The following is a 17,318-nucleotide window of genomic DNA, read 5'->3' as shown; positions in this document are numbered from 1 at the left end:
GCCGACGTGACGGATCATTCCCTTCCGCCTGGTCTGCATCGCGACACGCTCGCGGTGCGCACCGCGCTCGAGCGCAGCCAGTACGGCGAGAACTCCGAGGCACTGTTCCTCACCAGCAGCTTCGTGCAGCCGGATGCTGAAACTTCGGCTCGACGATTCGCCGGCACCGAAGAGGGCTTTACCTACACCCGCACCTCCAATCCCACCGTCGCCAGTTTCGAGCGCCGGCTCGCGGCGCTCGAAGGCACCGAGGCGGCCATCGGCGCGTCGAGCGGCATGGGGGCGATCCTCATGATGTGCATGGGGCTCCTCAAGGCGGGCGACCATGTGGTGTGCTCGCGTTCGGTGTTCGGATCGACGCTCAATCTGATCGGCCGCGAGTTCGGCAAGTTCGGGGTGGAGACCACGTTCGTATCGCAGACCGACATTGCGGAATGGAAAGCTGCTGTCCGGCCGACCACCAAGCTGCTCTTTGCGGAAACGCCGACCAATCCGCTGACGGACGTGTGCGACATCCGCGCGCTTGCCGATCTGGCGCATGACGCCGGCGCGCTGCTCGCGGTCGACAACTGCTTCTGTTCGCCGGCGCTGCAGCGCCCCACCGAACTGGGCGCGGACCTCGTCATCCACTCGGGCACCAAGTACCTCGAAGGGCAGGGGCGCGTGCTGGCCGGCGCGATCTGCGGATCGGCGAAGCTCATCAACGAAGTGTTCGGCCCGGTGGTTCGCACCGCGGGCATGGCGCTGTCGCCGTTCAATGCATGGATCGTGCTCAAGGGACTCGAAACCTTGAGCATCCGCATGCAGGCCCACTGCGTCGGCGCGCTCGCGCTGGCGCAATGGCTGGAAACGCAGCCAGGGGTTTCGCGCGTCTACTACCCCGGTCTGAAATCGCATCCGCAGCATAAGCTTGCGATGCGCCAGCAGTCCGGCATGGGTGGCGCGGTCGTGTCCTTCGACGTGCCCGGCGACACACCTGAGGTGGCGCGCGCCAATGCCTTCCAGGTGATCGACAGCACCCGCGTGCTCAGCATCACCGCCAACCTCGGCGACACCAAGACCACCATCACGCATCCGGCCACCACCTCGCATGGACGCCTCACCGAGGCGCAGCGTCAGGCAGCCGGCATCAGCCAGGGTCTGATCCGCGTTGCGGTCGGCCTGGACCACATCGACGACATCAAGGCCGACCTCCTTCGAGGGCTCGGCGGCCTGAACAACCTCGCATGACGCAAAAGACCCGTACCCGTTTCGCACCTTCGCCGACTGGCTTCATCCACCTCGGCAACATCCGCTCGGCGCTCTATCCGTGGGCATTCGCGCGCTCCACCGGCGGCGACTTCATCCTGCGAATCGAGGACACCGACCTCGAGCGCTCGACCCAGGCGGCAGTCGACGTCATTCTCGAAGGCATGCAATGGCTGGGCCTCGATCATGACGAAGGCCCGTACTACCAGATGCAGCGCATGGACCGCTACAAGGCGGTGCTAGCCGAGATGCAGTCGGCAGGCTTGGTCTACCCGTGCTACATGAGCGTCGCCGAACTCGACGCATTGCGCGAGAAACAGATGGCCGCAAAGGAAAAGCCGCGGTACGACGGCACCTGGCGCCCCGAATCCGGCAAGGTGCTGCCGGCAATTCCTGAGGGTGTCCAGCCCGTGCTGCGCTTCCGCAATCCGCAAGGCGGCGTGGTTGCATGGGACGACAAGGTCAAGGGCCGCATCGAGATCAGCAATGACGAACTCGATGATCTGGTCATTGCACGGCCGGATGGAACGCCGACCTACAACTTCTGCGTGGTGGTCGACGACATCGACATGGCGATCACGCACGTCATCCGCGGCGACGACCATGTGAACAACACGCCGCGCCAGATCAACATCTTCCGAGCGCTCGGCAAGGAACCGCCGGTGTACGCACACTTGCCGACGGTACTGAACGAGCAGGGCGAGAAGATGAGCAAGCGCAATGGCGCCAAGCCCGTCACGCAGTTCCGCGACGAAGGCTTCCTGCCCGACGCGATGGTGAACTACCTCGCGCGCCTCGGCTGGAGCCACGGCGACGACGAGATCTTCTCGCGCGCGCAGTTCATCGAGTGGTTCGATCTCGATCATCTGGGCCGCAGCGCTGCGCAGTTCGACGAAGCAAAGCTTCGCTGGGTCAATGCGCAGCATCTGAAGGCCATGGCCGATGACGCGCTCGCGCCGCTCGTGTCGGAGCAGTTGAAGAAGCGCGGCATTGCCGCCGATGAGCGCTTGCCCGCGATCTGTGGTCTGTTCAAGGATCGCTGCGAAACGACAGTCGCGCTTGCCGGATGGGCTGCTGCCTTCTATGCCGATGTCAATGCGAGCGAAGCCGATCGCGCGCAGCACATTACCGATGCGGTGCGTCCCGCGATCGCCACGCTCGCGGATAAACTCGCCGACGTCGCTTGGGACAAGGCTTCGATTGCAGCTGCGATCAAGGAAGTGCTCGGCGTGCATGGTCTCAAGATGCCCGCTCTGGCAATGCCGGTGCGAGTGCTCGTGATGGGCACGCCGCAGACGCCATCGCTCGATGCAGTGCTCGCACTCTTTTCTCGCGAAAAAATTTTGGAGCGTTTGAAGAAAGCCTAAAAAGCTGTATATAATTTGAGGCTCGACACCCAGTAAGGGAAACCTTACAAAAGGGGGTATAGCTCAGCTGGGAGAGCGCTTGCATGGCATGCAAGAGGTCAGCGGTTCGATCCCGCTTACCTCCACCAACAGGGCGTCGAGTGGTTAGTTAGTCCAGGTTTTGACCCTATCGTCTAGAGGCCTAGGACATCACCCTTTCACGGTGAGTACCGGGGTTCGAATCCCCGTAGGGTCGCCAAGTTTTGTGGCACTTGGCTTGAGCATCGTTTGATGCGAGAGCGAAAGTCACACCAACGCGGAGTGGTAGTTCAGTTGGTTAGAATACCGGCCTGTCACGCCGGGGGTCGCGGGTTCGAGTCCCGTCCACTCCGCCAAAAAACGGAAAGCCGTTGCAAGTCTTAGACCTGCAACGGCTTTTTCCTTTTTCCCGTCCCCAATTCGTCCCCAGAACCTCCTCAATTTGCAGGATGCGCGATGCGCAGTCTCGCCGGCAGACTCGCCCCCTCAACAATAAGGAGGTTGTCGATGGGTTTCGTTCACGTCGTCTGGGGAGGCGCAAGCGTCGTCGCGATCGCGGTGGGTTGGCTCTTGATCGCATGGCGTGGCGGAAAGCATCTGAACGAACGCCTCACGGAGCAGCTCTCTCGCTCGGCCGCTCTCGAAAGAGAGTGCACCACCCTTCGTTGACCGGAGCAACGCCGGTACCGGTCCTGTCTCAACTTTCTTCTTTCCCTGTCGATAAGCGGTAGCGGTGCGCGAACGCTTTCGGTTTCACGTGCCGTGCATCGTGGAGCCAGGAAGAAGTGAAACGCAACAAATCGCGAACTGAATCGGTCTTTGGATCAACCGCCGCATTGATGTTGGCCCTGTCGCTATCCGCCTGTGGTGGGGGCGGCGGAGGAGGTGGCGGCGGCTACATCCCCGTGTCTTCCACGAGCACCACTGCGACCGACGTCAAGTCGGACGGTGGCAATGCGGTCAAGGCGTCCTGCGTGGGCTGTGCGGCGATCAACGACAGCACTTACGCGGGATCCGGCACCGGGGTCTGGCAGGCGGCCAACGGTTCGTCCGTTCCGGTCGATATGCCTCTGTCCATTTCGGGCCTCACCGGGCAGACCGTGACGCTGGTCTTCACCAACGAGAGCACGACGGCTGAAGCGCTTCCGGGACTGGTGGTGCGATCCAGTTCCGAAATCGCCACGACCGCCAACAAGGCGACGGTGCAGCAAGCCGTCGACGAGGACGATTCGGCCAAGGACGCAATCCGCGAGTTCAACCGCTCCGGTTTTGCCAAGCTGCTCGATCCGCAATCGAAGGCATCGCCCAGTCTCCTGAAATCGATCACCCCGTCAGCGGCCTACACCGTCGCAGACCAGCGCAACATCTTTCTCTACGACCGCACGCAGCGCACCGTGCAGCTTGCAGCGCAGCGCGCGACTTCCGACGGCACCACCATCAACCTGTGGGTCCAGACCGACGAGCTTGACCCCGCACGCGTCTCCAGTGCGCTCGCCACCCGGATGCTCGACAAGTTCGCCACGCAAGGCGGCATCTACGACATGCTGGTTCGCGTCGGTGGCCCGCTCTGGGGTGACCACGGCATGAGTCAGCTGATCGCGGGCAGCGGCCAGCCGGTCGACATCTTCATCGTGAACTTCAAGCCCGACCACCAGCCTTACGGGCTCGTGGGCTACTTCTGGGGTCTCAACAACTTCAAGGCGGGCAGTGGCGATCTCACCTACAGCAATGAATCACTGAGCCTGTATCTCGATTCCGAATCGCTCTACCTCGACGGCGAAAACGGGGTGAAGCAGATTGCGACCGTCATGGCGCATGAAGGCATGCACATGCAGAACTTCTACCGCCGCGGCGTGAAGATGGGTTCGGACTACACCTTCGACACCTGGCTCGAGGAAATGTCGGCGCTGATGATGGAGGACTGGGCCAGCTTCAACATCGACCCGAGCCACAACGCGATCCGCGATTCGCGCTATCCGTACTACCTCAGCTACAACGGCGCGGGCAGCTACAACTGCGGCCTGACGGAGTGGACGCCGATGGGCGCGACTTGCGAGAGCTATGCGGTCACCGGCTCGTTCGGCGGCTTTCTCAACCGTCAGCTCGGCCTCGATTTCTACAAGGCGTTGCTGACGAACACCGGCGTGAAGGACTCGACCGAGATGCTCGACAAGGCCATCAAGTCGCGACGCCCCGAGTCCGGTATCGGCCAGGAGCTGCGTCGCTTCGCCGCAGCGTCCGCCGGGCTGATCCCGCTGGGCGCAGGCATCGTCGAATACAGCATGCCGGCGCGCAACGAGGACGTCTTCAGCCTTCCGGCCATCGACCCCGCGAGCCTTGGCAGCGGCAACCGCAAGCTGCCGCAGTCCGCACCTGCGTTGCTGCAGGCGCTGGCGAGCTTCCCGGCGATACGGTCGAAGGTCGCGGGTACCTACAGCGAGACGGTGCGCGTCCCGCCGGGCACCACGCTTTCGGTGGTCATCAACTGACCGATCCGATCACGGCGTCACGATGTTGAAGTAGGGGTCGAAGGTCTCGACGTTGCTGAAGACCGAGGACAGCGCGAGCGGATTGCCGCTGACCTTCACCTGCCCCGACAGCACCATCTCCGGCAGCTTCTTGCCCTGCAGCAGCATCGCGAGGAAGGCCGGGCGAGTGAGCGTGAGCGTTGCGTCGGGATTCTTCAGCACGCGGCCCTTCGTGTTGTTGAGCACCGAGTTCGACAGCTCCAGAGCCCAGGTCTCGTTGAGGTCCGTGAACACCATGTTGATGTTGACCTTCTTGCCGTCGGCCTTCTCGTGATTCAGGCGCAGTGCAATGAAGTCGAACAGCAGCTCGTTGTTCATGCCGCGCACAACGTCTGGCCCTTGCGTGGAGGTTGACGGCTTGAGCACACCCTGGCGCAGTTCACGCGCGCCGACGAGATAGGCATTGCGCCAGGTCCCGGCTTCCGATTGGTAGCCGAGTTGCTCGAAGGTATCGGCCTGAAGCCCACGCGCTGCCGCGTTGGCGGGGTTCGCGAAGATGACGTGATTCATCAGTTCCGCCACCCAGCGGTAGTCACCTGCCTCGAAGGCCTTGCGTGCGGTGGCAAGCACGGCGTCTTCGCCGCCCATGGCCGCCACATAGCGTTTCGCAGTCTCCGTCGGCGGCAGCTTGTGCAGGTTGGCCGGGTTGCCGTCGTAGTAGCCGAGATAGAAGTTGTAGACGGCGCGCAGGTTGTGGCTGAGCGTGCCGTAGTAGCCGCGCGAACTCGCGTCCGCTGCGAGGCCCTTGGGGAAGAACTCGGCGTCGCCGATCTCGTCCATCACCTGGCCCTTGTTCGCGAGATTCATCGCCTGGTCGTGGATGAACCGATAGGTGTCTCGCTGGTTTGCCATGTACTGGCGGATGTTGTCGCCGCCCCAGGTCGGCCAGTGATGGCTCGCGAAGGCAACCTCGACATCGGGGTACATGTCGATCGTTTCGTTGGCGTACTTGCTCCAGGCCAGCGCGTCACGCATCTTCGCGCCGCGGATGGTGTAGACGTTGTGCATGTGCTTCGTCAGCACTTCCGAGAGGCACAGCGCCTTCTTGTCGGGGAAGTAGAACATCATCTCCGACGGGGCTTCCGAGCCCTGTGCCATCTGGAAGACGACGCGCACGCCATCGATGGTCATCTCCTGACCGGTCTTCGAGATCGTGTCGGTGGGCGGGATCAACCCCGACGTCCCTGCGCTCAGCGCCTTACCGAGGCCGCTGCCGACGCCCTGGCGATCGTTCGAGTCCAGGCCGGCACCGAACTGGTAGGTCGCACGGCGCGCCATCGCATTGCCGGCGAGCACGTTCTCGGCCACTGCGTTGTCCATGAAACCTTCGGGCGCAATGATCTTCACCTTGCCCGCCTGTACGTCGGCTTCGTTGACCACGCCGCGAACGCCGCCGAAGTGGTCGACGTGGCTGTGCGTGTAGACCACGGCCACCACCGGCTTGGTGCTGCCGAGCTTTTCCATGGCGAAGGCGAGCGTGCTGCGCGCGATCTCGGCGGTGAGCAATGTGTCGATCACGATCCAGCCGGTCTTGCCTTCCACCAGCGTCATGTTGGCCAGGTCGTACCCGCGAATCTGATAGATGCCGTCGGTGACCTTGAAGAGGCCGCGCGCATTGTTGAGCTTCTCCTGCCGCCAGAGGCTCGGGTTGACCGTGGCGGGCGCATCACCCTGGATGAAGTCATAGCGGTTCGCATCCCACACCAGCTTGCCTTCGGCCGTCTTCACGAGGGGATCGGGCATCGTGGCAATGAGCCCGCGCGTTGCGTCCTCGAAGTCGCGCTGGCTGAACGCCATGCCGCGCGCGACGGCCTGGTTGGCGCTCGTGGTTGCGGCGGTTGCCGGCTTGGGCGACGAGGGCACTTCGTCTGCGGTCTGTGCGAATGCGCCGGGGGCGGCAGCAAGCGTGGAAGCGATCATGGCGGCGATCGCCATGTGGATGCGGGTCTTCATGAGAGGCTTTCTCTGTTCGATGCAATGCTGGAGAGGGAGAGATTCAGGCGATGGCGTCGGCGCGGATCATGTCCGCTGCCTTCTCGCCGATCATGATCGTCGGCGCATTGGTGTTGCCGCCGCACAGCGTCGGCATGATGGACGCGTCGACCACGCGCAGCGCGTCGATGCCGTGCACGCGAAGGCGGTCGTCGACGACGGACATGCGATCGGCCTTCGGACCCATCTTGCAGGTACCCACGGGGTGGTATTGCGTGTCGGCGCGGTTTCGGATGTCTTCCGCGATTGCCGCGCGGTCCTTGCGATCCACGGGGTAGAGCATCTTGCCGCGCCAGGGGTTGAAGGGGCCCGATTGCAGGATGTCCATCTGCAGTTCGACACCCTTCACCAGCAGCTCGAGGTCGCGTTCGTCGTCGAGGAACTTCGGGTCGATCAGCGGCGCGGCGCGCGGGTCGCGGCTCGCGAGGCGCACATGGCCACGGCTCTTCGGACGGAGCACCTCGATGTGGCATGAGTAGCCATGGCCCAGATGCAGCTTGCGGTTGTGATCGTCCACCATGGCAACGACGAAGACCATCTGCAGATCCGGCACCGTGACGTCGCGCGACGAGCGCACGAAGGCGCCGGACTCCGCGAAGTTGGAGGTGACGAGGCCGGTTCGCTGCTTCTTCCACTCCAGCATGGCGCCAGTCATCTTCACGCCGCCGCGCATCGAAACGCCGAAGGTCGGCGAGCTGCTGGCAGAACGCCAGGCCTGCACGTGGTCGATGTGGTCCTGCAGGTTCTCTCCCACCCCGGGCAGGTCGTGCAGCACATCGATGCCGAGCTTCTGCAACTGCGCACCCGAACCAATGCCCGACAGCATCAGCAGTTGGGGAGAACCGAAGGCGCCCGAGCTCACGACGACTTCGCGACGCGCGCGCACCGTCGCATCTCGTCCGTCCACGCTGTAGCTCACGCCGATCGCGCGTCGGCCGTCGAAGACGATGCGCGAGGAAAGCGCATTGGTCTTCACGGTGAGGTTCGGCCGCGAGAGGTTCGGCGTGATGTAGCCCTTGGCCGCACTGCAGCGCTCGCCGTTCTTCTGCGTGACCTGGTACATGAAGGCACCGAACTGCTCGGCACCGTTGTAGTCCGCCACGGTGGGAATCCCGTGCATCGCGGCGGCGGCGAGGAATGCCTGGTTCAACGCACTCGGGCTGCGCAACTCGGCCACGTTGAGGGGGCCGCCCGTGCCGTGGAAGGGGCAATCGCGGTGTGTTTCGTTGTTCTCCGCGCGCTTGAAGTACGGCAGTACTTCGTCGTACGACCAGCCTGCGTTGCCGAGCGAGGCCCAGTGGTCGTAGTCCCAGCGGTTGCCGCGGACGTAGAGCATCGCGTTGGTCGAGCTCGAACCGCCGAGCACCTTGCCGCGCGGCTGGTAACCCTGTCGGCCATTGAGGCCCTTCTGCGGCACCGTCTTGAACGCCCAGTTCTTGAACGGCACCGGCAGCGTGGCCGCGACACCCGCGGGCGCGTGGATGAAGACGCTGTTGTCCGGCCCACCGGCTTCCAGCAGACAGACCGAGACGGATGGATCCTCGCTCAGCCGCGATGCAACCACGCAGCCGGCCGAGCCTCCGCCGACGACGACGTAGTCGAATTCTTCAATGCTCATGATGTCTCTTTGTTGGAATGGGTGAGCGCCGGATCTGCGCTGCGCAAGTAGAACTTGAGGACCAGCTGCTGGACGAAGCCGCCATACGGCGGATAGAACAGGTCGATCGGAAAGAAGCGCTGGCGCTGGAACACCGTGCGCGCGTGCGAGAGCTCACGAAAGCCTTCGACGCCGTGGTAGGTGCCCATGCCTGAGTTGCCGATGCCACCGAACGGCGCATCGTGGTTCACCACCTGCCACCCCCAGTCATTGACCGCTACGCCGCCCGAATGGGTGCGCCGCAGCAGTTCGTCGCGTTCGGCATCGCTGTGGCTGAAGCAGTAGAGCGCCAGCGGTCGGGGCTTCGCGTTGATGAAGGCGATCGCGTCGTCGTTGGTGTCGTAGGGAACCACCGGCAGGATGGGGCCGAACAGCTCTTCCTGCATCAGGCGCATGTCCGGCGTGAGCTGCGTCACGATGTGCAGCGGCATCTGGCGGCCTTCGCCCTTGGACGCGGGCGCGCACAGCTCGATGCGGGCTCCCTTTGCACGCGCGTCGTCGAGGATCGTCTGCATGCGCTGCCATTGCCGCGCGTTCACTACGCCGGTGTAGTCCGCGTTGCCGTCCGTGCGCCCTCCATAGAAGCGCTGGAAGGTGCTTCGCACACCTGCGACGAAATTGTCGACGCGCTCGCGAGGCACCAGCGCGTAGTCGGGCGACACGCAGATCTGTCCGGCATTGGTCGACTTGCCGTGCGTGATGCGCGTGGCCGCATCGGTGATCGGGTAGTTGCGCGTGACCACCGCGGGTGACTTGCCGCCGAGCTCCAGCGTGACTGGCGTGAGGTTGGCCGCCGCGGTCCGCATGACGATGCGACCCACCGCAGGCGAGCCGGTGAACACGATGTGGTTGAAGGGCTGGGAGGTGAAGACGTCCGGGTCGGTCAGTTCTTCGCCCACGACCGCAACCAGGTTCTCGTCGAAGACCTCGGTCAGCAGCCGCTTGAGCACCGCATTGGTGGCGGGCGTCACTTCCGGCATCTTGATCATCACGCGGTTGCCCGCTGCCAGTGCGGCAGTGAGCGGCCCGGCGGCAAGATAGATCGGGAAATTCCACGGCACGATCACGCCCACCACGCCCTTGGGCTGGTAGCGCACCTGGACCCGGTTGCTCAGGAAAAGCAGTTCGGTGGAGCGCCGGCTCGGCTTCATCCAGCGCCGCAGGTGCGACACCGCATGGTCGATCTCGAGCACCGAGCCCAGCAGGTCGAGCATCTTCGATTCGGCTTCGGCGCGATGGCCGAAGTCCTGGCTCATTGCATGGGCGAGCTGGTCCTGATAGCGCTGGATCTGTCGCTTGAGCGACTTGAGCCATTGGCGTCGCTCGTCGGCTGTCGGGCAGGGGTGTTGGGCAAAGGCCGCTTGCTGCGCCGCAAAAATGCGTTGCACGCGCTCGTGTGCGGCGATGGCGGTCGCAGCGTGCAACTGGTCCGTGGTGTCGTTCAAGTGTTGTCTCCTTGGGCGCGCGTCGTGGTTCCGTGCCACGCCGGCCGCTATGGAATGTAGGGTTTGGCAGGATCTGCGCCTAGGTTGAAGTTCGACACATTCGGGTGAAAATCTGCCAACCGTGCCGCTCCAGATCACCGTGCCCAAAGCAGTCCCAGGCGCAAAAATGCCCGCAACGCCCATCGTCGGTCGCTACATCCGCGACCTGGACGCACCGGCGCACAGCATGCTCGGGTTGACGGCGCTGACCGATGCGCTGGCGGAGCGCGGCGTCAATGTCGCCGATCTGTTCGCGGGGACGGGCATCCCGCCGGAAGCCGTCTCCGACCCGCAGACGCGCATCTCGCACCGGCAGAAGATCGCGCTCTTCGGCAACGTGCTGCGGCTCACCCCCGAGCCGGCCATTGGTCTCATCGCGGGAGGCCGCCAGCGCATTTCCGACTTCGGCGTGTTCGGCTACGCGGTGCTCAGCAGTGCCACGCTGGCCGACGCGATCGCCTTCGGGATCGAGCATGTGCGACTCGCGGGACCGGTGCTGGAGAAAACCTTCCGCGTCGAAGGCGGCACCGCGATCTTCGAAGCCCGCGACGTGATGGATCTCGGCCCGCTGCTTCCGCTCGCGACCGAGTTCTGGTTCAGCTCGATCCAGGCGCTCGTCGAGCGCGTGCTCGAGCGCCAGTTCAAGGGGCAGCGCCTGCTGTTGCCCTATGCCGCACCGTCGTATGCTTCGCGCTACGCGGAATTCCTGCGTTGCCCGGTGGAGTTCGATGCCGGCGTCATGCAGTGGCAGTTCGATGCGTCACTGCTCGGCATGCCGTTGCCCAATGCGAACCCGATCACCGCGGATGCCTGCGCGAGCTTCTGCAGCCGCATGCTCGAAGACCTCGAGGGTGAGCCGGCGCTGGTCAAGTCCATCAAGGAGGCCTGCCTCAACAGCATGAGCGATCTGCCGCGTGCCGAGGAAATGGCCGAGCGCTTGCACTTATCGCCGCGCACGCTGCATCGGCGCCTCGTCGAGGCGGGCACCAGCTACCAGGCCATCATCGACGGCCTGCGGGAGCGCCTCGCGATCGAGTTCCTCGAACGCACGGACCTGTCGGTCGACCAGATCGCGGAGCGCAGCGGCTTCTCGGACGTCTCCAACTTCCGCAAGGCGTTCAAGAAGTGGACCGGCCAGACGCCGGCCTACTACCGCGAGCGCGCCCGCTGAGTTCTCAGCGCTTCGTCACGACGATTTCGAGGTACTCGCTCGGCACCACCAGGGAGTGGGGTCCGGCGCGGTTCATGTCCGAAAGCAGCGTGATCAGATCGCTTTCGAGCGCCTGCGCACCATCCATCGGCAACGCGGCGAAAGCCTTGTGGACCGGGCCGTACCAGGTGCGGAAGACTTCGACGAAGTGCGCTGGGGAGCGATACCTGAAGTTGAACATCCGGCGCGTTACCGAGATCGATTCGGCCTGGTCACCGAAAAGCGATTGCAGATGCGATTCCACGCCCCACTTGGAAGGCGGTTGCACGCCTGCGGGCGGCGGCACGTGGCGGCCCAGCGTCTTGAACAACTGGCCGATGAAGCCTTCGGGCGTCCAGTTCGCCATGCCGATGCGTCCGCCGGGCCGGCACACGCGCATCATCTCGGCCGCGGACTTCGCGTGGTCGGGCGCGAACATCACACCGAAGGTCGAGATCACCGCATCGAAGCTCGCGTCTTCGAATGGCAATGCCTCGACGTCGGCGGTCTTGAACTCCACCTTCAGGCGTTCTGCGCGTGCGCGCTCGGCGCCGCGATCGAGCAGGGCAGCCACATAGTCGGTAGAGGTCACGTTGCATCCGCGCCGTGCGGCAGCAAGCGTCGCGTTGCCATTGCCGGCCGCGACGTCGAGCACGCGCTCGTCCCAGCGCAGGTCGCAGGCCTCGGCCAGCATCTCGCCGACGATCTGCAGCGTGGTGCCGATGACGGCGTAGTCGCCGCTGGCCCACGCCGCCTGCTGGCGTGTTTTCAAGGCATTGAAGTCGATCGGTGCATTCATGGAAAGAGGCTCCTTAAGGACTGCGAACTGGATGATGTGAACGACCCTGAGGCCGTGCATGCACTGTGGCGCCTCACCCCCGGATCCGTCCTGCTCGCGCGTCGCCCGTGCCTGCCCGATCGTCCGCATCTCGGTTGAAGCTGACGGCGATGCCGGCCGATCGTCCGGCATTCCTGACCATTCATCCGGCCATGCGGCCTAGCTCTTCCTGCTGCTGTTCGTGGCGCCTCATGGCGCTCAGAATTCCGGGTTTCGAGTCCCCACACGGAGGCAACCATGGCTGCTGACAGCATTGCGGCGGCGTGGCACCGTGCCGAATCGGCCTTGCAGCGCCGCCCCGAGATGGGTCTTCACGACGATGCGCCGGCCACTGCGCGCTGGGATCAAGGCTTGCGCGTGATCGCGAGCCACGCCAACGGAACGCAGGTGCAGACCGACATGGCCACCGAACTCGGTGGCACCGGTGACCGGGTCACACCCGGATGGCTGCTGCGCGCGGGGATGGCATCGTGCACCGCCACGCGTATCGCGATGGCCGCTGCTGCACAGGACATCGAGCTCACGGTGCTCGAAGTGGTGACGAGCAGCCGCTCCGACCTGCGCGGGCTTCTGGGCATGCACGAGTCTGATGGAACTCCGGTCCCCGCCACGCCGCGCGACGTGCAGATGCATGTGCGCATCGGTGCGCGCGGCGCTCCCGACGAGCGACTGCGGACACTGGTCGAGCAGAGCTGCGAATGCTCACCGATAGCCCGCGCGGTGAACGACGCCGTGCCGGTCGGGCTGCGCATCGAGATCGCCAGTCGTTGAGTCCTGCCATGGATGCGCTGTCGGAAACACTTCGCGTGGTACGGCTCGTCGGAGCCATCTTCATCAATGCGCGCTTCACCGCGCCATGGTGCTATCAGTCGCCGCGTGCGGACACGGTCGCGCCGCTGCTGGAGCCCGGCGCCGAGCGGCTCGTGATCTTTCACCTCATCACCGAAGGAGAGTGCTTCGTCGAGATGAGCGGTGACGAGCCCGTGCGTTTGATTGCGGGCGACGTGATCATCTTTCCCCAGGGCGACGCGCATCGCATGACATCCGAACCAGGCCTGCAGCCGGCCGTGGGCGGCAAGCTCGATCGTGTGCTGGCGCGTCGGCCGCGTCAGCTCGCCTATGGCGGCGGCGGGCCGACGACGCGGCTGGTGTGCGGCTACCTGGCCTGTGATGCGCGGCTGGCCGGGATGCTCCTCGCGGGTCTCCCACCGCTCGTGCGAGTGAATGTGCGTGGCTCGAATGCCGGCGCGTGGCTCGAAGCCTCGGTGCGGTACGCGCTCGGAGAGGCGCGCTCGCCGCGGCCAGGCGGCGCAGGCGTGCTCGCCAAGCTCGCCGAAGTGCTGTTCATCGAAGTGCTGCGCCTCTACATGAACGAGCAGAGCGAGGGTCGCACCGGTTGGCTCGCGGGCGTGGGCGACCGCGTCGTCGGCGCGGCGCTGCATTCGATGCACAAGCAGCCCGCGCACGCGTGGACACTCGATGAACTGGCGCGTGAAGCGGGGAGCTCACGTTCGGTGCTCGCGGAGCGCTTTCAGCATCTGGTGGGCAGCTCGCCGATGCAGTACCTCACGCAGTGGCGCATGCTGCTCGCGGCGAATCTGCTGACCCGCAGCAATGCCCCGCTCGCGAGCATCGCGGAGGATGTCGGCTACCAGACCGACACCGCATTCAGCCGGGCTTTCCGGCGCGAGTATGGTGCGCCGCCGGCAGCCTGGCGGCGCAACCAGTCGATGCGCTCGCAGGAGCGCAGCGAACTGGTCAGGCAATGAGCTCGGCCGGCACCTTGCCGCCGTTTGCGGCGAGCTTGGTCATGACCTGGCGGTGCAGCCAGATGTTCATCTTGGCGCTGTCGCTCGTGTCCTCCCCGTAGCTCAGCTCGAAGGCGAGTTGCTTGCGTGCTGCGAGGCTGCTGTCCAGGCCAAGCAGTTTCATCAGGTCGACGATCGACGTGCGCCAGTTGAGGCTGCTTGCACCGGGCATGCCGTCGAGCAGGGCTTCCACATCCACCACCGTGATCGCGGCCGGAGGCGCCGCAGGCGCTGCAGTTGCTGCTGCGGCGGCTTCCGGGGCTGCTGGTGCGGCTTCCTGTGCCGCCGTGGCGGCGGCCGCGGACGGAAGGATCTTGGCGAGGATGCTGCTGAAAATGCTCATGAATAACTCCGCTGAGTGGTTGAAGGGATAGGGGAACGGCGGATTCTGCGATCGGCGTGTTTCACAAAATCCGAAGACTTGCGCATTTCGCCACGGCAGGCAATCGGGAGAGACTTTGTTACATCGACCCGCTCGCCTGCGGCACGACCTTGACGCCGCCGGGCGTAGCAAGCGACTCGCAGGAACTGCCCGGCTGCACCGAGACGAACCGATCGACCACCATGTGCTCGCGTGCCGGGCCTTCCATCGGTTCGCGGACCTCGATGCGCCCATCGAAGTTCGCGAGCAGCGGTGCCTTCGGCGCGCCCTGCCACCGCAGGTAGGCCTCCTCCAGCGCAAGATAGTCGCCGGCCTGCGCTACGGGCCACCGCTGGCCGGTCTTGCAGTCGGTGAAGATCGCCGAGTCGGCAAAGTAGACGAAGTCGCCGCGCCAGCGCACTGGCTGTTGCGCATGCAGGCTGGTCGTGAGCACGGCCAGCAGGACGCTGGTGGCGACCCGCATCGGTTTGCGCATGGGCTGTCGATTCATTTCCGGCTTCCCCGTGTGACGCACATGGGGCGAGAGCTTAGCGGTGTGCAGCAAGGCGCGGATCGCGTACAAACCTCCTTCACACGATTCCCGAGGCATTTCATGTCCAGTTCTCCCTTCGATCCCGACGACTCCGCCGACACCGGCGGCATGCGCAAGGGATTGACCAGCTACGGCGACCAGGGCTTTTCGCTCTTCCTGCGCAAGGCCTTCATCAAGGGCGCCGGCTTCACCGACGCCGCGCTCGATCGGCCGGTGATCGGCATCGCCAACACCGGCAGCGCCTACAACCCGTGCCACGGCAATGCGCCGCAGCTCATCGATGCGGTCAAGCGCGGGGTCATGCTTGCGGGTGGGCTGCCGATGGAGTTCCCGACCATCTCGATCCACGAGAGCTTCGCGGCGCCCACCAGCATGTACCTGCGCAACCTGATGTCCATGGACACCGAGGAGATGATCCGCGCGCAGCCCATGGACGCGGTGGTGCTCATCGGTGGATGTGACAAGACGGTGCCTGCGCAGCTCATGGGCGCTGCATCGGCCGGTTTGCCGGCGATCCAGCTCATCACCGGTTCGATGCTGACCGGCAGCCATCGCGGCGAGCGCGTCGGCGCCTGCACCGATTGCCGCCGCTACTGGGCGCGCTTTCGCGCTGAGGAGATCGACGCCGCCGAGACGGCCGAGGTCAACAACGAACTCGTCGCAAGCGTCGGCACCTGCTCGGTGATGGGCACCGCGAGCACCATGGCCTGCCTCGCCGAAGCGATGGGCATGACGGTGCCGGGCGGGGCGTCGCCGCCCGCGGTCACGGCGGACCGCATCCGCATCGCCGAGCAGACTGGCGCGCAAGCCGTGCAGATCGCGCGCGACCGGCTCACCATCGACAAGGTGCTCACGCCCGCTGCCTTTGAGAACGCGATGCGCGTGCTGCTGGCCATCGGCGGATCGACCAATGGCATCGTGCATCTTGCGGCGATCGCGGGCCGGATGGGGCTTGACATCGATCTCGCTACGCTCGACCGCATGGGGCGCGAAACGCCGGTGCTGCTGGACCTCAAGCCCTCGGGGCAGCACTACATGGAGGACTTCCACGCCGCCGGCGGCATGGCGACGCTGCTGCGTGAGCTCAAGCCTCTATTGCGACTCGACGCGCTCACCGTCACTGGCCGGATGCTCGGCGAAGAGATCGAGCGCGCCGGCCCGGGCTTCAAGCAGGACGTGGTGCGCAGCATCGCAAAGCCGATCTATCCGCAAGGCGGCATCGCGGTGCTGCGGGGCAATCTCGCGCCGGGGGGCGCGATCATCAAGCAGTCGGCAGCGGATGCGCAACTCATGGAGCACGAGGGCAGGGCGGTGGTGTTCGAGAACCTCGAAGACCTCGCGCGCCGCATCGACAGCGATGACCTCGATGTGACGCGTGACGACATCCTCGTGCTCAAGAACATCGGTCCCAAAGGCGCGCCGGGCATGCCTGAGGCGGGCTACATGCCCATTCCGCGCAAGCTCGCGCGCGCGGGCGTGAAAGACATCGTTCGCATTTCCGACGGCCGCATGAGCGGCACTGCCTTCGGCACCATCGTGCTGCACGTCACGCCGGAATCCGCGGTGGGCGGGCCGCTGGCCCATGTGCGCAGCGGCGACCGCATTCGCCTGAGCGTGGCGAACCGCGAACTCTCGCTGCTGGTTCCGGATGAAGAGTTGGCGCGCCGCGCTCGCGAATGCCCCATCACCGAGCCCACTGCCGAACGCGGCTATCGCAAGCTCTTCCTCCAGTCGGTCACACAGGCCGACCAGGGGGCTGATTTCGACTTCCTTCGCGCACCCAAAAAGGCAGGATCATGACCCAGTACTGGCTGATGAAATCCGAACCCGACGATGTCTCGATCGACGACGCGATCGCCGCGCCTGACTCCACGGTCGGGTGGACCGGCGTGCGCGGCTTCCAGGCACGCAAGTACATGAAGGAAGTCATGCAGGTCGGCGACGGTGTGCTGTTCTATCACTCCAGTTGCCCGCAGCCGGGCATCGTCGGCATTGCGCGCGTTGTCTCTGGGCCCAAGACCGACCCGACGCAATTCGATCCGAAATCGCCGTACTACGACGCGGACTCCAAGGCCGAATCGCCGCGCTGGATCCTGGTCGACGTGAAGGCACTGCGCAAGACGAAGCTGCTGTCGTTGCCCGAGATGCGGGCCAATCCTGCGCTGGCCGACATGATCGTCCTGCGCAAGGGAAACCGGCTGTCGATCACGCCGGTCGACGAGAAGCACTGGAAGTTGATCACCGAAGAACTGCTCGCCTGAGAAGGCCGCGCCGG

Annotated in this window: 15 protein-coding genes and 3 tRNA genes; 12 read left to right on the top strand and 6 right to left on the bottom strand. The window is 64.8% G+C overall.

The window, feature by feature from the left end:
• Window positions 1–6 precede the first annotated feature (6 nt).
• The 7 genes from FHW64_RS17310 to FHW64_RS17280 all read left to right on the top strand — a co-directional run bounded on the left by FHW64_RS17310 (window position 7) and on the right by FHW64_RS17280 (window position 5,122).
• A complete protein-coding gene (locus FHW64_RS17310; protein ID WP_184528404.1) occupies window positions 7–1,230 on the top strand; it encodes an O-succinylhomoserine sulfhydrylase in 1,224 nt (407 codons plus the stop codon).
• Window positions 1,227–2,615: a glutamate--tRNA ligase gene (gltX, locus tag FHW64_RS17305; RefSeq protein WP_184528403.1), complete on the top strand. Its 1,389-nt coding sequence runs from the start codon at window positions 1,227–1,229 to the stop codon at window positions 2,613–2,615. Before FHW64_RS17310 ends, gltX begins: the two co-directional genes overlap by 4 nt.
• A gap of 52 nt (window positions 2,616–2,667) precedes the next feature.
• Window positions 2,668–2,743, top strand: a tRNA-Ala gene (locus FHW64_RS17300).
• Between the two features lie 34 nt (window positions 2,744–2,777).
• A tRNA-Glu gene (locus FHW64_RS17295) sits at window positions 2,778–2,853 on the top strand.
• Between the two features lie 59 nt (window positions 2,854–2,912).
• Window positions 2,913–2,989, top strand: a tRNA-Asp gene (locus FHW64_RS17290).
• 151 nt (window positions 2,990–3,140) lie between these two features.
• Window positions 3,141–3,302, top strand: a complete 162-nt coding sequence (locus FHW64_RS17285; RefSeq protein WP_184528401.1) for a hypothetical protein — start codon at window positions 3,141–3,143, stop codon at window positions 3,300–3,302.
• Window positions 3,303–3,418: 116 nt separating this feature from the next.
• Window positions 3,419–5,122 carry a M30 family zinc metallopeptidase gene (locus tag FHW64_RS17280; protein ID WP_311733321.1) on the top strand — a complete coding sequence of 568 codons (1,704 nt, stop codon included), beginning with the start codon at window positions 3,419–3,421 and terminating at the stop codon, window positions 5,120–5,122.
• A gap of 9 nt (window positions 5,123–5,131) precedes the next feature.
• Here the strand turns inward: FHW64_RS17280 and FHW64_RS17275 are convergent, their stop codons facing one another.
• The 3 genes from FHW64_RS17275 to FHW64_RS17265 are packed head-to-tail and all read right to left on the bottom strand — an operon-like array spanning window position 5,132 to window position 10,255.
• Complete coding sequence (locus tag FHW64_RS17275; RefSeq protein ID WP_184528399.1) at window positions 5,132–7,114, bottom strand: alkyl/aryl-sulfatase; 1,983 nt, start codon at window positions 7,112–7,114, stop codon at window positions 5,132–5,134.
• A 43-nt stretch (window positions 7,115–7,157) separates the two neighbouring features.
• A complete protein-coding gene (locus tag FHW64_RS17270; RefSeq protein ID WP_184528397.1) occupies window positions 7,158–8,771 on the bottom strand; it encodes a GMC family oxidoreductase in 1,614 nt (537 codons plus the stop codon).
• A complete protein-coding gene (locus FHW64_RS17265) occupies window positions 8,768–10,255 on the bottom strand; it encodes a coniferyl aldehyde dehydrogenase (protein ID WP_184528395.1) in 1,488 nt (495 codons plus the stop codon). Before FHW64_RS17265 ends, FHW64_RS17270 begins: the two co-directional genes overlap by 4 nt.
• Before the next feature lie 166 nt (window positions 10,256–10,421).
• Here FHW64_RS17265 and FHW64_RS17260 point away from each other — a divergent pair, with 166 nt between their 5' ends.
• Window positions 10,422–11,465 carry an AraC family transcriptional regulator gene (locus FHW64_RS17260; RefSeq protein WP_184528393.1) on the top strand — a complete coding sequence of 348 codons (1,044 nt, stop codon included), beginning with the start codon at window positions 10,422–10,424 and terminating at the stop codon, window positions 11,463–11,465.
• Window positions 11,466–11,469: 4 nt separating this feature from the next.
• On the opposite strand, the gene FHW64_RS17255 is transcribed toward FHW64_RS17260, so the two are convergent.
• On the bottom strand, window positions 11,470–12,282 hold the full coding sequence (locus tag FHW64_RS17255; RefSeq protein WP_184528391.1) for a class I SAM-dependent methyltransferase: 813 nt from the start codon (window positions 12,280–12,282) through the stop codon (window positions 11,470–11,472).
• 276 nt (window positions 12,283–12,558) lie between these two features.
• On the opposite strand from FHW64_RS17255, the gene FHW64_RS17250 reads away from it, so the two are divergent.
• Both FHW64_RS17250 and FHW64_RS17245 read left to right on the top strand, forming a co-directional pair.
• Window positions 12,559–13,092 carry an OsmC family protein gene (locus FHW64_RS17250; protein ID WP_184528389.1) on the top strand — a complete coding sequence of 178 codons (534 nt, stop codon included), beginning with the start codon at window positions 12,559–12,561 and terminating at the stop codon, window positions 13,090–13,092.
• A gap of 8 nt (window positions 13,093–13,100) precedes the next feature.
• Window positions 13,101–14,090, top strand: coding sequence for an AraC family transcriptional regulator (locus FHW64_RS17245; RefSeq protein ID WP_184528387.1), 990 nt, complete (start codon window positions 13,101–13,103; stop codon window positions 14,088–14,090).
• Here FHW64_RS17245 and FHW64_RS17240 read toward each other — a convergent pair.
• Window positions 14,080–14,472: a DUF3597 domain-containing protein gene (locus FHW64_RS17240; protein WP_184528385.1), complete on the bottom strand. Its 393-nt coding sequence runs from the start codon at window positions 14,470–14,472 to the stop codon at window positions 14,080–14,082. The two genes, FHW64_RS17245 and FHW64_RS17240, sit on opposite strands and share 11 nt — an antisense overlap.
• Before the next feature lie 118 nt (window positions 14,473–14,590).
• Window positions 14,591–14,986 (bottom strand): hypothetical protein, encoded by a 396-nt coding sequence (locus tag FHW64_RS17235; protein WP_221220710.1) that lies wholly within the window; start codon window positions 14,984–14,986, stop codon window positions 14,591–14,593.
• A gap of 117 nt (window positions 14,987–15,103) precedes the next feature.
• On the opposite strand from FHW64_RS17235, the gene FHW64_RS17230 reads away from it, so the two are divergent.
• Both FHW64_RS17230 and FHW64_RS17225 read left to right on the top strand, forming a co-directional pair.
• On the top strand, window positions 15,104–16,843 hold the full coding sequence (locus tag FHW64_RS17230; protein WP_184528381.1) for an IlvD/Edd family dehydratase: 1,740 nt from the start codon (window positions 15,104–15,106) through the stop codon (window positions 16,841–16,843).
• Window positions 16,840–17,304: an EVE domain-containing protein gene (locus FHW64_RS17225; RefSeq protein WP_184528379.1), complete on the top strand. Its 465-nt coding sequence runs from the start codon at window positions 16,840–16,842 to the stop codon at window positions 17,302–17,304. Before FHW64_RS17230 ends, FHW64_RS17225 begins: the two co-directional genes overlap by 4 nt.
• Window positions 17,305–17,318 lie beyond the last annotated feature (14 nt).

This window comes from Variovorax sp. Sphag1AA (assembly GCF_014192575.1).
Taxonomy (GTDB): Bacteria; Pseudomonadota; Gammaproteobacteria; order Burkholderiales; family Burkholderiaceae_C; genus Variovorax.
Note: the sequence above shows the minus strand (reverse complement) of the source record. Positions and strands in the feature narration are given on the sequence as shown.

Excerpts from the sequence above, each read along its gene's own strand:
- gltX (WP_184528403.1), top strand. The coding sequence starts at position 1,227 with ATGACGCAAAAGACCCGTACCCGTTTCGCACCTTCGCCGACTGGCTTC.
- FHW64_RS17285 (WP_184528401.1), top strand. The coding sequence starts at position 3,141 with ATGGGTTTCGTTCACGTCGTCTGGGGAGGCGCAAGCGTCGTCGCGATC.
- FHW64_RS17275 (WP_184528399.1), bottom strand. The coding sequence starts at position 7,114 with ATGAAGACCCGCATCCACATGGCGATCGCCGCCATGATCGCTTCCACG.
- FHW64_RS17270 (WP_184528397.1), bottom strand. The coding sequence starts at position 8,771 with ATGAGCATTGAAGAATTCGACTACGTCGTCGTCGGCGGAGGCTCGGCC.
- FHW64_RS17260 (WP_184528393.1), top strand. The coding sequence starts at position 10,422 with ATGCCCGCAACGCCCATCGTCGGTCGCTACATCCGCGACCTGGACGCA.
- FHW64_RS17255 (WP_184528391.1), bottom strand. The coding sequence starts at position 12,282 with ATGAATGCACCGATCGACTTCAATGCCTTGAAAACACGCCAGCAGGCG.
- FHW64_RS17250 (WP_184528389.1), top strand. The coding sequence starts at position 12,559 with ATGGCTGCTGACAGCATTGCGGCGGCGTGGCACCGTGCCGAATCGGCC.
- FHW64_RS17245 (WP_184528387.1), top strand. The coding sequence starts at position 13,101 with ATGGATGCGCTGTCGGAAACACTTCGCGTGGTACGGCTCGTCGGAGCC.
- FHW64_RS17240 (WP_184528385.1), bottom strand. The coding sequence starts at position 14,472 with ATGAGCATTTTCAGCAGCATCCTCGCCAAGATCCTTCCGTCCGCGGCC.
- FHW64_RS17235 (WP_221220710.1), bottom strand. The coding sequence starts at position 14,986 with ATGCGCAAACCGATGCGGGTCGCCACCAGCGTCCTGCTGGCCGTGCTC.
- FHW64_RS17230 (WP_184528381.1), top strand. The coding sequence starts at position 15,104 with ATGTCCAGTTCTCCCTTCGATCCCGACGACTCCGCCGACACCGGCGGC.
- FHW64_RS17225 (WP_184528379.1), top strand. The coding sequence starts at position 16,840 with ATGACCCAGTACTGGCTGATGAAATCCGAACCCGACGATGTCTCGATC.